Source organism: Gordonia sp. 852002-50395_SCH5434458 (assembly GCF_001665905.1).
GTDB lineage: Bacteria > Actinomycetota > Actinomycetes > Mycobacteriales > Mycobacteriaceae > Gordonia > Gordonia jacobaea.
This window is the reverse complement of the sequence record NZ_LZTC01000053.1, coordinates 94,018-108,196: the sequence shown is the minus strand read 5'-3', so window position 1 is coordinate 108,196 and position 14,179 is coordinate 94,018. Positions and strand designations below refer to the sequence as shown.

Here is a 14,179-nt window from a genome sequence, read left to right as displayed (position 1 = left end):
TATGCGATCGTCGGCAGCGTCAGATGTGTATAAGAGACAGCTCGAGCACGCCGACTGTGCGCTTCTGAGCGCCCAGTGGGTACCCGCGCTCAGCGGCGCCGCGGGATGATCACCGGTTGGCCGGTCTCGGGGTGGTCCCAGATCTCGACGGGGTGGTCGTAGGTCTCCGATAGTCGGTCCGCGGTCATCACCTCGCGCACCGAGCCGACGGCCAGCAGGTGGCCTTCCTTCATCAGGGCCACGCGGTCGGCGTAGGCGGCGGCGAGTGAAAGGTCGTGGACCACAAGCAGAATGGCGGCGCCGTTGTCGCGGTGGCTGCGCAAGATGTCGAGGACGCCCTCTTGATGGTGGATGTCGAGGGCCGCGGTCGGTTCGTCGAGGAGCATGATCGGGGTCGATTGTGCGAGTGCACGACCCAGCGAGACGCGCGCCTGCTGGCCTCCGGAGAGCTGTCCGAATGGGCGCTCGGCGATGTCGTCGAGATGGCACAGGCGCATCGACTCGGCGATGATCCGCGGTGAGTCGGCGGCCTGCGGAGTACGCAGCCACGGGTACCGACCCATTTCGACGACCTCCGCGACCGTGAACGGAGTATCCGGACGATTCTGCTGGGTCACCAGCGAGCGTGCCCGCGCCAGATCCCGTGCGTGCATTCCGGCGATGTCGACGCCGCCGACCGTCACACGGCCCGCCTGTGGAGTTCGCAGACCCGCCATCACCGACAGCAGCGTCGACTTACCGCATCCGTTGGGTCCGACCAGTACGACGAGCTCGCCCGGTGCGACCTCCAGCGTGACGTCGCGGACCACGGTTCGCCCGCCGAGTTCGACGTCGATGTGCTCGCCGCGCAGCCCGGCCGGTGTCGGGGTGTCAGCGCTCACCAGCCGGCTCCGGCATTTCGACTGCGCCGCAGAAGCAGGAAGAAGACGGGCCCGCCGACGATCGAGGTGAACAGGCCGAGCGGCAGGCTCGCGGGAGGCATGACGGTCCGGGCCGCGAGGTCGGCGGCGGCGAGGACCAGTGCGCCGCCGATGACGCTGGTGGGCAACAGGATCGAATGTCGGGGTCCGACGATCAGCCGCATGAGGTGCGGCACGATCAGTCCGACGAACATCACGATGCCGGTGAACGCGACGGCGGCCGCCGTGAGGATGGCAACCAGGACGATGACCTGCCGACGCACCACCTCGACGTTCACGCCGAGCGACGCGGCCTGCACCTCGCCGAGAGCGAGTAGATCGAGCTTGTGCACCAACAGAAACGACGCCGCAACGGCCGCCACGACGAGTGGCAGCGCGACCCACACCGGCCCCCAACCGATGCCCTCGAGTGAGCCGAGTTGCCAGAACACGATCTGCTCGCGGGCCGTCGTCGACGCGATGAACGTGAGGTAGGCGATGATGCCCAGGGCGAAAGCGTTGACGGCGATCCCGGTGAGCACCAACATGATCGGCGACGACGAGCCGTCGCGCAGCGAGAGTACGTACACCGCTGCGGAGGTGGCGAGCGCGAAGACGAACGCGACAGCGGCGAGTGCCCACCCGTTCACGCCGACGCCTCCGACGACGATCATCAGTGCCGCGCCGACGGCGGCTCCCGACGACACTCCGACGACGCCGGGTTCGGCGAGTGGGTTTGCCAGGACGCCCTGCATGAGGCACCCGCCTGCACCGAGCGCGGCACCGACGATGAGGCCCATGACAATTCGGGGGAAGCGAACGTTCCACAGTGTGTACTCACCGATGTCGGCCGGAAGCGGTCCGATCGACAGGTGAAGGTGGTGTGCGAGGCTGCCGAGGACTTCGACGGGTGACACGCTGACCTGCCCGACGGCCGCCGAGGTGATCACCACCAGAACGGTCAACACCAGGAGCGCCACGATGACGACGACGCCGGATGCGCGGCCGCCGTGGGTGGTGAGATGTCGCGATCGCGATGGTGAGCGCTGCACGGTCATACGTAGATGGCCCGGGCTAGTGCGCCGAGCACCTTCCCGGTGTCGGGTCCGAACGAGAGCATCTCGGTTTCGTCCATCTGCACCACACGACGCGCTTTGCCCGCGCTGGTCTGCGAGACACCGGGGAGCGCGAGGACGCCGTCGAGCCCGCCGACCGACTCGGCGCCCTGGGTCATCACGAGGATCACATCGGGGTTCGCGGTGAGCAGGGCCTCGGTGGTGACCTGGGTGAACCCGGGCTTGAGCCCCGACGCGGTTCCGGCGTCGGTGCCGCCGAGCGCTGCGATCAGATCATCGGCCCCCGATCGCGGTCCGGACATCAGCACCAGCCGTGGGCCGCGGATGTAGAGGAACGCCATGCGCGGATTGCCCGACGGATTGGGCACGGCTGCTCGGGCGTCGGCGATCTCCTTCTCGGTCTGCGCGACGAGTTGCTCACCGGCCTGCCGAACACCGAGGGCGGCGGCGACGTCGCGGATGAGGGCGGGAGTGGTGGCAATCGTTCGGGTGGAGGTGAACGCGACAACCGGGATACCGGAGTTACGAATCTGATCGACGGCGCCGGGCGGTGTCGTGTCCTCGTCGACGAGCACCACCGTGGGGTTCAGCGCGAGAACCGCCTCGGCGCTGAGCGTGTGTCCGTTGGTCGTGACGAGGGGGAGTTTCGACGCTGACGGGAACGTCGTCGACGTGTCGCGGCCGACCACCCGCGATCCGAGACCGAGCGAGAACACGGTGTTGGCAAGCGTTCCGTTGCGATCGATCGCGATGATGCGGCTGGTGTCGGCGACCGTAACCGTGCCGTGTCCGACGGAGTCGACAGTCGTCGGCAGCGTGATCGCCGGGGTCGTGGTGACCGGCACGACGTCGGGGTCGGGAAGCGTCGCCGTCGACGGTCCGTTGCGCAGATGTGCGGTCGCGGCAACCGAACTGCTCGTCGACTGTTGGATGGGTGCGGTGCTACATCCCGCGACAAGCGCGACCAGCGCTCCCAGCAACACCGCGAGCACCCGTGAAGACCTCAATCGCCCGCGACCTCCCGCTTTCCCCGACATGTCATTCGTGCCACCTGGGGCAATGCGTCGGCTTAGTCTCACCTTAGTCGTCGCATCGACTGGGGCGTCCGACGGATCTGGCTCTCGACCAGCTCTGGCCGTAGCAGATTGCTACACTGGGTAGAGGTTCGTGGTCAGGACGAGACTTCGAGGTCAGGAGGAGACATGGCGAACGTCGCCGACAAGGTAACTCGTTTCTCGTCGGAGCTCGTCGACGCCGCGGCGTCGGAGGGTCGACGCGAACAGCGCTCTGCGCGACAGCAACTCGAGCACTGGGTGCGGGTCGGTCGTGAGGTGTCCGACCAGCGGCAGGTCGCCCGCCGTCGAGTCGAGGCCGCACTCGCCGGACGGCTCCCGCTCGGCGATCTGTCGATCGAGGAGGGGGCGGTGTTCAACGCGGAGATCGCCGCATCGCTCGAGGAGTCGCTCGCCACCGGCAATCACGTCGCCGATCGTGCGGCTCGCGGTCTCGCGACGGTCGCACTCGACGACCAGGGCCGCGTCGTGAAGCATCTGCCTGACGGTACGCAGATCGTTCTGTGAAGCGGCTCGACCTCGTCGTCGGGCCGAACGGTGCTGGTAAGACGACGTTCGTCGAGCAGCGCCTCGCGCCGCTCCTACCGGGCAGCGTGTTCGTCAATGCCGACGTGATCGCCCGCGAGCGCTGGCCCGACGCCCCCGAGGCGCACTCCTATGAGGCAGCCCGGATCGCCTCGACGATCCGCGAGACGCTGATCGAGCAGGGCGAGTCGTTCGTCGCCGAGACCGTCTTCTCTCATCCGTCGAAGCTGCACCTGATCACCCGTGCGCGACGATCGGGCTACGTCGTGGTCCTCCACGTCGTACTCGTTCCCGTCGATCTGTCGGTGGCACGTGTCGCCGAACGGGTCGTCGAAGGCGGGCATTTCGTGCCGGAGGACAAGATCCGCGGCAGGTATACGCGGCTGTGGGCTCTGGTGTCTGCCGCGATCGGCATGGTCGATCACGCGACCGTGTACGACAACTCGGCTCCCGACATCACGCGGATCGTCGCGCGCTTCGTCGACGGCGACCACGCGGGCACCGCGCAGTGGCCGTCGTGGGCGCCCCACGAACTGGTCGAGATCACGGAGCCTAGTCTGGAGGTATGACCGTGCGCACTGCTCTTCGACCAGGAAAGCCGACACCCCTCCGTCAGGTGCCCGACTCCATCGAGCGTCCCGAATATGTGTGGAAGCCGACCGTCAACGAGGGCCACGAGCCGTGGGTGCAGAGCCACGAGGTCATCGAGAAGGTTCGTGTGGCGTCGAAGATCGCCGCCAACGCGCTCGCCGAGGCGGGCAAGGCTGTGGCCCCCGGTGTCACGACCGACGAACTCGACCGAATTGCACACGAGTACATGATCGACCACGGTGCATACCCATCGACGTTGGGCTACAAAGACTTTCCCAAGTCGTGCTGCACATCTCTCAACGAGGTCATCTGTCACGGCATCCCCGATTCGACGGTCATCGAAGACGGCGACATCGTGAACATCGACGTGACCGCGTACATCGACGGCGCGCACGGCGACACCAATGCGACGTTCCTGGCGGGCGATGTCTCGCAGGAGGTGCGGGATCTGGTGGAGCGCACCAGAATCGCCACCGAGCGAGCGATCAAGGCGGTCAAGCCCGGTCGCGAGCTCAACGTCATCGGACGGGTGATCGAGGCCTACGCCAACAGGTTCGGCTACATCGTCGTTCGTGATTTCACCGGACACGGGATCGGCGAGACGTTCCACAACGGGCTCGTCGTGCTGCACTACGACCAGCCCAACGTCGACACCGTGATCGAACCCGGCATGGTGTTCACGATCGAACCGATGATCAACCTCGGCGGCCTGCCGTGGGAGATGTGGGACGACGGCTGGACCGTCGTCACCGCAGACAAGAAGTGGACCGCACAGTTCGAGCACACGCTCGTCGTCACCGACGACGGCGCCGAGGTTCTGACGATTCCCGACGCGTAGTGTTTCGCCCGGATCAGGCGATGGCGCTTGTGATGGTGTGAGGAGTCGAGACGTGGGCCAGCCCCCATGCGGTCAACCGCAATACGGTCCACCGCAGGATGGTCAACCGCAATACGGTCAACCGCAATACGGCCAAACCCCATACGGCCAGCCGCAATACGGCCATCGCCAGTTCGGTCAAACCCCGTACGGCCAGCCGCAACACAGCCAACCCCAGTTCGGTCATCCCCAGAACGCTCAAACCCCCTTCGGCGCGACCGTTGCGGGCTATCCCGGGTACCCCGGCCAGCCCGGCAATCCGTACGCCCCGCAGCAGGGCGGCACTCCGCCCGGGCCGCAGCGTCGGACGGGGAAGGGATGGTGGATCGCGGCCGGCGCGGTTGCGGTGATCGTCGTGGTGATGATCGTTGCTGTGGTTTTGGTATTCACACTCGGCGGCGAGCGCGGGAAGCCGATGCCGACGGCCACAGCCGCCGCGTTGCTCCTACCTCAGTCCGATTTCCCCGCTGCGGGAGGCACTTTCGCCGATTCGAATGGCGAGTCAGGCGAGAAGGACAAAACCGACTACTCGCTCACCGTGGACAAGCCGGAATGCAAACGATTGGCCTACGGTAGTTCCGCCAGTGGCGACGGTGCCGCGCGGATGCAGACACTCGGCGATCTCGCGTCAGGGTCGTTGGCCAGCTACTCGGCATCAGTCGAGAAGTCTGCGGATCCCCAGTTGACGTCCGACCTCGAGCAACTCATGAGCACCTGCGAGACCTTCACGGCGACGGTGACGGGCTTCGGTACCAGCACGGAAGTCCACATCAACGTCACACCACTGACGATCTCCGGCATCAACGGTTCCTACCATGCGATGACCATCACAAGCTCGGCCGACGATGTTCAGTCCACACTCAAGTTTGCTTCGGCGATGGTGATCGGCGTCGAGCGCGGTGTGGTGTTCATCGAGCAGTACGACGTGTTCGACACCTCCACCGCGTCGACAACGAGTTCGGAAACCACCGGAAACCTCGCGACGATGTTCAACAAGCAGCGCTCGATCATCGCCGACGCCCACTGACTGCGTGTGGGACGCTGGTGTGCGCCGATCAGGCGCTGCGCGCCCCGCCTTCGACGTGGATGGTCTCCCCGGAGACGAATCCTGCGGTGAGCAACCATTCGGCGGCGTCGACGATGTCGTCGACGGTGCCGACGCGCCCGGCGAGATTGCCTCCCGCGACGCCGTCGAAGAACGCGCTTCGGTCGGCGTCGGGCATCGCGTCCCAGGTTCCGGAGTCGATGATTCCGGGCGAGATCGCGTTCACGCGAATGGGTTTCAGTTCATTGGCCAGATGGCTGACCGCGAACGAGACCGCTCCGTTCGTGATGCCCATGACCGAGTAGCCCGGCGCGGGCTTCCATGCGGCAACACCGGAGAACAGGGTGATCGATCCGCTCGGCGGTATCTGCGGCGCAAAATGCTTGGCCAGTAACATCGGTCCGATCACTTTGGCGTCGAACGCCCTGGCCGTCGCATCGTGATCGAGTTCGGCGACGGGCACATTGTGATGTGCCGCTGCGGTACTCACGATGTGGTCGACGGCCCCGAGTTCGGCGGCGGCTGCGGCGATCGACTGTTCGTCGGTGACGTCCAACGCGATCCCGCGTGCGTCGCGCAGCTCTGCAGCCGCCTTCTCGGCGGAATCGATGTCACGCGCGCCGATGATCACCGACGCTCCGGCGGCGTCGGCTCGGCGTGCGATCGCCAGACCGAGGTTCTTGGCACCGCCGACGACGAGGACGGTGGTTCCGGACAGTTGTGCGCTCATGGCGTGGTCCCTTCAGATCGGTAAGCTGAACACCGACAACGGTATGGATTTGATACCGGTATCTTCAACGAAATCGTCGACGACCAGCGCAGATCGAGGCGTCTAGCGGTGCCGGGAGCGCGAACTGCGGTGAGAGGAAAGAGATGGCCAAGGCGTACGACGTGATGGCGGCGACGTGTCCGAGTCGGGTTGTGCTGCACCGGATCGGGGCGCGGTGGACGGTGTTCGTCATCACCGCGCTCTCCGACGGCCCGATGCGCTTCAGTGCGCTCAAGGCGCATATCGAGGGCATCACCCCGAAGGTGCTGACGGAGACGCTGCGGGCCCTGCACTACGACGGACTCGTCGACCGCCTCGACCTCGGTGGCCAGCCGCCGCACGTGGAGTACCAACTCACCGATCTCGGACGGTCATTGTTGGTGCCGCTGGCCGCGGTGCGGGCGTGGGCGGAGGATCACGTGCCCGACGTCGAGGACGCGCATCGACGCTTCGACGACGGCGATCTCGCTCCGACGCGTGCCGATGGAGCACCCCGATAGGGTGAGCCGGTGACGGAGTTACGCGGAGCGCTTCTCGTCGGGGGTACGAGTTCTGACGCGGGTAAGAGCCTCGTCGTCGCCGGATTGTGTCGGGCGCTCGTGCGCGAGGGTGTGCGGGTCGCGCCGTTCAAGGCGCAGAACATGTCCAACAATTCGGTCGTCACGCTCGATGGCGGTGAGATCGGTCGTGCGCAGGCGTTACAGGCCACAGCGTGCGGACTCGCACCGTCGACACGATTCAACCCGGTGCTGCTGAAGCCCGGCAGCGACCGACGTTCGCACGTCGTGGTCCGCGGCAGGCCCGCGGGCGATGTGGGTGCACGGGACTACCTCACGAGACGGGCGGAGCTGCGCGAGGTGGTCGCCGACGAACTCGCCTCTCTGCGTGCAGAATTCGACGTCGTCATCTGCGAAGGCGCAGGATCGGTCGCCGAGATCAACCTCCGCGCCTCCGACATCGCCAACATGGGTTTGGCGCGATCGGCAGACCTTCCGGTGATCCTCGTCTCCGATATCGACCGCGGTGGATCGCTCGCGCACCTGTTCGGCACCACCGCGATCCTTGATCCCGACGACCAGGCGTTGGTCGCCGGGTACGTCATCAACAAGTTCCGCGGCGACCAGACGATCCTCGACCCCGGCCTGCACACCCTCGGCGCGCTGACCGGTCGCCCGACCCTCGGCGTGCTCCCGTATGTCGACGACCTGTGGATCGACGCGGAGGACTCGCTGGCCGCGCCGGTGGGGCGCCGTGTCGGCCCGCCAGAAGCTGCCGGTGCGTTCAGAACAGGCAAGGGCGCGTCCGAGCGGCTGTCGGTGGCAGCCATCCGGTTGCCACGTATCTCGAACTCCACCGACGTCGAGGCACTCGCCTGCGAGCCGGGTGTCGATGTCACCTGGGTCGCCGACCCGGCGTCGGTACGCGCCGCAGACCTGGTCGTCGTGCCGGGAACCCGTGCAACCGTGGCCGATCTCGCGTGGCTTCGTGAACGCGGCCTCGACGTCGCGTTGACTGAACGCGCGGCGCGGCACGGCGCGATCCTCGGTATCTGCGGTGGCTTCCAGATGTTGGGCAGACGGATCGTCGACTCGGTCGAATCCTCTGGTGGGGCCGTTGTCGACGGTCTCGGTCTGCTCGACGTCGACGTGCGATTCGAGCCGGAGAAGGTGCTGCGCACGACGACCGGCGTCGTCGACGGCGTCGAGGTCACCGGGTACGAGATCCACCACGGTAGGGTCGTCGACTCGTCGGAAGCGTCGTGGATAGACGACGACGAGCAGGGTCCGGAGGGTGCCCGCCGGGACGCGATAAGGGGCACGCACTGGCACGGACTGCTGGCGTCGAACGAGTTCAGGCGCCACTACCTGCGTGAGGTCGCTGCCGTCGCGGGTAAACACTTTGAACCGGCAGGTGACACCGACATCGCCGCGATCCGGGGCAGGCAACTCGATCTGATGGCAGACCTGGTGACAGCACACCTCGACATGGCCGCGATCTGCGACATCATCGGCAGCGGCGCACCGCGACGGGCGCCGACGATAGCCCACTACCTGGGCGAGAACCGGTGAGTGGTTGCCGACGCATCGGTGAGTAGTGAGATTTGCAACCTGTGACCCGGCTCAACCCGCTGATTCAGCGGCGATCCCGCCGCTAGGGTTGGTGGAGTGGAAACTGAGCGGCGCGAGATCACAGTCGGCGACCTGACCTTCGACGTTCGCGTCGGCGGTCCTGACCGCGGCCCCTGGGTGCTGCTGTTGCACGGGTTCCCGGTGAACAGCTCCTGCTACGACGACGTCGCCGACCGCCTGCACGAGTCCGGTCTGCGCACCATCCAGGTCGACCAGCGCGGCTACAGCCCGGGGGCGCGTCCCGAGGGGGTCGAGGCCTACCGGCTCGAGGCACTCGTCGACGACGCACTCGGCGTACTCGATGCGCTCGACGTGCCGTACGCGATTCTCGTCGGTCACGACTGGGGTGGAATCGTCGCCTGGCACCTCGCAGGTAAGCACCCCGACCGGTTCACCGGCCTGGTCGTGGCGAGCACGGGCCATCCGTCGGCGATGCGTGATGCGATCAAAGACCCGGACGCCGTCGACGATCAGCGCGAGAAGTCGGCGTACATCAAGGATTTCATCGCCGAGGGTGCCGAGGAGATGCTCCTGGCGCGTGACGGGGTGCTGCTGCGTCGCGCAGGTGTGACGGCCGAAGAACTGGCACCGCTGCTCGAACCGGGGGCGCTCACGGCGGGACTCAACTGGTATCGCGCCAATTTCACCGGCGACGTCGCCGCGACGCTCTCGTGCCCGCCGATCGAGATCCCCACCACCTTGGTGTGGAGCGACGGCGACACCGCCCTCGGCCGGGCGCAGGCGCAGGGGAGTGGCCGCTACGTCTACGGCGACTACCGGTTCTGTGAACTGCCCGGCATCGACCACTGGATTCCGCAGAAGGCCGCGAAGGAGTTGGCCAGCGAGATCGCGCTGCGCTCGGCGGTGTTCTGACAAACCTCGCTGCGCTCGGTGGTGTTCTGACAAACCTCGCTGCGCTCGGTGGTGTTCTGACAAACCTCGCTGCGCTCGGTGGTGTTCTGACGAGATTTTCTCGCCTCAGAACTCCAAGCCGAGCAGCGCGTTCTCCAGAACCTCCGGCATGGCCGGGTGAATCCAGTACTGACCGCGCGCCATCTCTTCGACGCCGAGGCCGAAGCTCATCGCCTGGATCGCAGGCTGGATGAGCGTCGGCGCCTGTGGGCCGATGATGTGGACTCCGAGCAAGCGGTGGGTCGCGCGGTCGGCGATGACCTTGCATGCGCTGGTCGTGTCCTCCATCGCCCAGCCGTATGCGACGTCGCCGAACTCCTGCACCTTGACCGCGATGTTGTGGCCGCCGTCGCGTGCTTCGAACTCGGTCATGCCCACCGCCGCAACCTGCGGGTGGGTGAACACAGCCGCGGGCACCACGTCGTGCTGGAAGGTGTCGAGATCTGGTGCGTCCCAACCCTTGAGCAGATTGGTGGCCACCACGCGTTCCTCGTGATTGGCCACATGCTTGAGCTGGAACGGCGAACTCACGTCGCCGAGTGCCCACACCCCACGCGCACCGGTACGACCGTGCGAATCCACGTCGACCCGACCGTCGTCGGTCAGGTCGAGGCCGATCGTCTCGATGCCGAGTCGGTCTCCGTTGGATACTCGCCCGGTCGCCACGAGAAGGACGTCGGCTTCGACGATCTCGTCGTCGCCGAGGGTGAGTCGGACCCCGCCGTCTGCAAGATTCTCGGCCGAGACCAGGTCGCGCTCGAGCCGAACGTCCCACTTGGCGCTCGCGATGTCGGTGAACCGTGTCGACAGCTCGGCGTCGAGTTTGCGGAGCAGCCTCGGACCGCGCGCCAGGATCGTGACCTGTGTGCCGAGCGAGCCGAAGACGTGCGCGAATTCGGCTGCGATGTAACCACTTCCGAGGATGATCATGCGTCGCGGAAGGTCGGGGAGTCGCATCACGTCGTTGTTCGTGTGGTAGGTGACGCCCGACTCGGTGATGCCCGCCGGTATCACCGGACGTGAACCCGCCGCGATCACCACCTCGCGGGCGAGTACCAACGCGTCGGCGGTCACGAGTCGGTACAGCCCGTCGTCGTCGCGGCCGTCGAATTCGACGTGCGAGTCGTACACGGTGATGTTGTCGCATTCGAGTTCGCGGTACTGCAGCCCGCCGGTCGAGATGGGATCGATCCGCCCGAACACCCTGTCGCGAATCGCCGGCCAGTCGACGCCCTCGACCCGGGAATGAACGCCGAAACGGTCACCGTCGGAGGCGATGTCGGCGATCTCTGCGGGGTAGACGAACATCTTCGTCGGGATGCACCCGACATTGAGGCAGGTGCCGCCGTAGATGCCCTCCTCGAAGATGGCAATCTGCTTCTCGGCGAAGCGGTCGTCGGGAATCGAGTTACCGCTTCCGCTCCCGATGATGGCGAGATCGACTGTCTGCGTGGCTGATCGGGTGTCGTGTGATGCGGTCACGATGCGCTCCTCGCGGGAGAGGGGTCGACGATGGTGTCGAGCCACCGATCGACCTCGGTGTAGGCCTGTGTGCGCGCCGACTCGACGGACAGAAACACGTCGTGGCGTGCACCGGCGATGGGGGCGATCGTGACGTGACCGCCGAGGCTGCCGCTCCACTGCGCGATCTGCGTGACGTCGAGAACGACGTCGGCCGCATCGACGGCGGGTGAATACTTCTTGGCGAACTTCGTTGCGTCCGAGCGCAATACGAGCGTCGGCACTCCGACGTCGATGCCGTGATGAAGGTGGCGTTGACCCGAGCGGACCGCGTTGAGGAATCCGAACGTGACAGGGAAGCCGCCGAGTGGCTTCTTCGTGAGGTCGTATGCCCACTCTCCGTGGGAGTCGACATGCAGGCTCTCTCCGTACGCCGCCGAGAGTTCGCGGGTGAGTGTCTCGAACGGCCGCACGGCTGCAAGGGTTTTGATGAGCATTGTCACCGGGTAGGTGCGCAGCACGGGCTTGCCCTGCAGGTCGAGCCACGGACTGTTGAGCAGCTGCCCGGACACGCGTGCGTGGCGCTCGGGCGATGTGGCGCGGAGCCGATCGAGCCACAGCGGGGTGATCAACCCGCCTGTCGAGTGCGCGGCGACCAGGACCGGCGTGTCAGGGGTGAAGTCGTCGGCGATGGCGTCGAGTGCGAGTCCGAGCTCGAGGTCGTAGGCCGCGAGGTCGCGGACGAAATGCGGAGTCTGCCCGTCGAGCAGGGACCGTCCACATTTGCGTAGATCCAGCGCGTAGAACGCGTACCCGCGGTCGTGGAAGTGATCGGCGAGGGGCTCGTGAAAGAAGTAGTCGGTGAATCCGTGGACGTAGAGGACGGCGCCCTTGGTTGCGGCCGCCGGGGCGGTCGGCTTGCGAACCAGGGTCGCGGTGATGGAACCCTCGCCGTCCGGGTCGGGACCGAGGTCAAACGTCCGCACCTCGTAGTGGTCGAGGAAACCGTCGGGTTGCCAACCGGAATCGCGGTCAGCGGAATCGTCTTGCACCGAGGAGGTCGACTGCCGAGCGGCCGACTCTGGGGACACAGTCACGATTTCCACTGTAAAGGCGCGTGCGACGCGCGCACGCAAGTGTCATCCGGCCCACACTTGGCGGAGGCGATTCGGGCGCACACACACTCATGGGGAACAATGGTCGACGTGGACGAGGATTCGTCCTCCGCAACACAAGACAGTGTTGTCGAGTGGAGTCTGAAGTGGGGTCCGAGTTGTCTGAATCGGTGATCAAGACGGACGTTGCGCTCGTGGGCGCCGGCATCATGAGTGCCACCCTCGGTGCGCTGCTGCGGCAGGTGCAGCCTGACTGGACGATCAGCCTCTTCGAACGGCTCGATGCCGCGGCCGGAGAGAGCAGTGACCCGTGGAACAACGCGGGCACCGGCCACTCGGCGTTGTGCGAGCTCAACTACACCCCGAAGACCGCAGACGGTGGCGTCGACATCACCAAGGCGATCGCCATCAACGAGCAGTTCCAGGTCTCTCGACAGTTCTGGGCCTACGCGGTCGACAACGACATCATCTCCCGCCCTTCGGAGTTCATCAATCCGATTCCGCACGTGAGCTTCACTCACGGCGACGCGGGCGTCGACTACCTCCGCAAGCGCTACGACGCGCTCTCGAAGGAGGTTCTCTTCGAGGGCATGGAGTACATCACCGATCCGGGCGAGTTCAGCGCGCGACTCCCACTGATGTCGCAGGGTCGTGACTTCTCCGATCCGGTCGCGTTGAACTGGTTCACCGAGGGCACCGACGTCGACTTCGGTTCGCTCACCCAGAAGCTCCTCAACTTTGTGGGCAAGGGTGGCGACATCTACTTCGGTCACTCCGTGACCAACCTGAGCAAGCAGTCCGACGGAAGCTGGATCGTCAAGGTACGCAACGTCCGTACCGGCGAGAAGTGGACCGTGCACGCCAAGTTCGTGTTCGTCGGCGCGGGCGGCGGTGCGCTGCACCTGCTCCAGAAGTCCGGCATCAAGGAAGCCAAGGGCTTCGGCGGCTTCCCGGTCTCGGGCGAGTTCTTCCGCTGCAACAATCCCGAGCTCATCGAAGAGCACCACGCCAAGGTGTACGGCCAGGCTGCCGTCGGCGCGCCGCCGATGTCGGTGCCGCACCTCGACACCCGTGTCATCAACCATCGCCAGGGTCTGCTGTTCGGGCCGTACGCCGGATGGTCGCCGAAGTTCCTCAAGAGCGGCAAGATGACGGACCTGCTGAGCACCGTCAAGCCCGGCAACGTGCTGCCGATGCTCTCGATCGCACCGCAGGAATTCGGTCTGCTCAAGTACCTCATCGGCGAGCTCGCCGCGAGCTCCGCCGACCGCGTCGACACCCTGCGGGAGTTCGTGCCCCGCGCCATCGGCGACGACTGGGAGCTGATCACCGCAGGTCAGCGCGTGCAGGTTATCCGTAAGAACAAAGATGGTGTCGGCGGAAAGCTCGAGTTCGGCACGGCAGTCGTCGCTGCCGGAGACGGCACGCTCGCTGGTTTGCTCGGCGCGTCGCCCGGTGCGTCGACGGCGGTTCCGGCGATGCTCTCGGTGCTCGAGCAGTGCTTCCCGGCCGACTTCGAGCGCTGGACGCCGAAGCTCACCGAGATGATCCCGTCGTTCGGCAAGAAGCTCTCCGACAACGCCGACCTGTTCCACCAGGTCTGGGATTGGACCAGCAACAGTCTCGAACTGCGTCGCAATACCGTCGATGCTCCGGCCGACGCCGACGTCGAGCCCGCGCCGGCAGGCTGAGTTGTGACGTGCGTGC

The 14,179-nt window shown here is 66.0% G+C and carries 14 protein-coding genes; 8 read left to right on the top strand and 6 right to left on the bottom strand.

Annotation, left to right across the window (positions count from 1 at the left end; translation table 11 throughout):
- Positions 1–89: 89 nt before the first annotated feature.
- From A5785_RS13155 to A5785_RS13145, 3 genes are read right to left on the bottom strand one after another with little or no spacing between them, the layout of a single operon-like run.
- Positions 90–884: a heme ABC transporter ATP-binding protein gene (locus A5785_RS13155; RefSeq protein ID WP_064866855.1), complete on the bottom strand. Its 795-nt coding sequence runs from the start codon at positions 882–884 to the stop codon at positions 90–92.
- Complete coding sequence (locus A5785_RS13150; RefSeq protein WP_064866841.1) at positions 878–1,957, bottom strand: FecCD family ABC transporter permease; 1,080 nt, start codon at positions 1,955–1,957, stop codon at positions 878–880. Before A5785_RS13150 ends, A5785_RS13155 begins: the two co-directional genes overlap by 7 nt.
- Complete coding sequence (locus A5785_RS13145) at positions 1,954–2,967, bottom strand: heme/hemin ABC transporter substrate-binding protein (RefSeq protein ID WP_442902848.1); 1,014 nt, start codon at positions 2,965–2,967, stop codon at positions 1,954–1,956. Before A5785_RS13145 ends, A5785_RS13150 begins: the two co-directional genes overlap by 4 nt.
- A gap of 210 nt (positions 2,968–3,177) precedes the next feature.
- Here A5785_RS13145 and A5785_RS13140 point away from each other — a divergent pair, with 210 nt between their 5' ends.
- The 4 genes from A5785_RS13140 to A5785_RS13120 are packed head-to-tail and all read left to right on the top strand — an operon-like array spanning position 3,178 to position 6,068.
- Entirely contained in the window at positions 3,178–3,555 is a 378-nt protein-coding gene (locus A5785_RS13140; protein WP_005204930.1) for a TA system antitoxin ParD family protein, read from the top strand.
- Entirely contained in the window at positions 3,552–4,142 is a 591-nt protein-coding gene (locus A5785_RS13135) for a zeta toxin family protein (RefSeq protein ID WP_005204928.1), read from the top strand. The genes A5785_RS13140 and A5785_RS13135 overlap by 4 nt, the downstream gene beginning before the upstream one ends.
- Positions 4,139–5,002 carry a type I methionyl aminopeptidase gene (gene map / locus A5785_RS13130; RefSeq protein WP_064866837.1) on the top strand — a complete coding sequence of 288 codons (864 nt, stop codon included), beginning with the start codon at positions 4,139–4,141 and terminating at the stop codon, positions 5,000–5,002. The genes A5785_RS13135 and map overlap by 4 nt, the downstream gene beginning before the upstream one ends.
- A gap of 52 nt (positions 5,003–5,054) precedes the next feature.
- Positions 5,055–6,068, top strand: coding sequence for a hypothetical protein (locus tag A5785_RS13120; protein ID WP_156528044.1), 1,014 nt, complete (start codon positions 5,055–5,057; stop codon positions 6,066–6,068).
- Positions 6,069–6,096: 28 nt separating this feature from the next.
- Here the strand turns inward: A5785_RS13120 and A5785_RS13115 are convergent, their stop codons facing one another.
- Positions 6,097–6,816, bottom strand: coding sequence for an SDR family oxidoreductase (locus A5785_RS13115; RefSeq protein ID WP_005204923.1), 720 nt, complete (start codon positions 6,814–6,816; stop codon positions 6,097–6,099).
- Positions 6,817–6,959: 143 nt separating this feature from the next.
- On the opposite strand from A5785_RS13115, the gene A5785_RS13110 reads away from it, so the two are divergent.
- From A5785_RS13110 to A5785_RS13100, 3 genes are all read left to right on the top strand, one after another.
- Positions 6,960–7,355 (top strand): winged helix-turn-helix transcriptional regulator, encoded by a 396-nt coding sequence (locus A5785_RS13110; protein WP_049697106.1) that lies wholly within the window; start codon positions 6,960–6,962, stop codon positions 7,353–7,355.
- Between the two features lie 9 nt (positions 7,356–7,364).
- Positions 7,365–8,924, top strand: a complete 1,560-nt coding sequence (locus A5785_RS13105; protein WP_064866831.1) for a cobyric acid synthase — start codon at positions 7,365–7,367, stop codon at positions 8,922–8,924.
- 96 nt (positions 8,925–9,020) lie between these two features.
- Positions 9,021–9,857 carry an alpha/beta fold hydrolase gene (locus A5785_RS13100; RefSeq protein ID WP_005204920.1) on the top strand — a complete coding sequence of 279 codons (837 nt, stop codon included), beginning with the start codon at positions 9,021–9,023 and terminating at the stop codon, positions 9,855–9,857.
- Positions 9,858–9,962: 105 nt separating this feature from the next.
- Here A5785_RS13100 and A5785_RS13095 read toward each other — a convergent pair whose 3' ends face one another.
- The gene (locus tag A5785_RS13095) at positions 9,963–11,378 is read right to left on the bottom strand and encodes a mycothione reductase (protein WP_005204918.1); all 1,416 of its coding nucleotides are present in this window, start codon (positions 11,376–11,378) and stop codon (positions 9,963–9,965) included.
- Complete coding sequence (locus A5785_RS13090) at positions 11,375–12,448, bottom strand: alpha/beta hydrolase (RefSeq protein WP_442902847.1); 1,074 nt, start codon at positions 12,446–12,448, stop codon at positions 11,375–11,377. Before A5785_RS13090 ends, A5785_RS13095 begins: the two co-directional genes overlap by 4 nt.
- A gap of 182 nt (positions 12,449–12,630) precedes the next feature.
- On the opposite strand from A5785_RS13090, the gene mqo reads away from it, so the two are divergent.
- On the top strand, positions 12,631–14,163 hold the full coding sequence (gene mqo / locus A5785_RS13085; RefSeq protein WP_039855196.1) for a malate dehydrogenase (quinone): 1,533 nt from the start codon (positions 12,631–12,633) through the stop codon (positions 14,161–14,163).
- Positions 14,164–14,179: the final 16 nt, after the last annotated feature.

Coding starts and splice junctions, on each gene's coding strand:
- A5785_RS13140 (WP_005204930.1), top strand. CDS start 3,178: ATGGCGAACGTCGCCGACAAGGTAACTCGTTTCTCGTCGGAGCTCGTC.
- A5785_RS13110 (WP_049697106.1), top strand. CDS start 6,960: ATGGCCAAGGCGTACGACGTGATGGCGGCGACGTGTCCGAGTCGGGTT.
- A5785_RS13115 (WP_005204923.1), bottom strand. CDS start 6,816: ATGAGCGCACAACTGTCCGGAACCACCGTCCTCGTCGTCGGCGGTGCC.
- map (WP_064866837.1), top strand. CDS start 4,139: ATGACCGTGCGCACTGCTCTTCGACCAGGAAAGCCGACACCCCTCCGT.
- A5785_RS13150 (WP_064866841.1), bottom strand. CDS start 1,957: ATGACCGTGCAGCGCTCACCATCGCGATCGCGACATCTCACCACCCAC.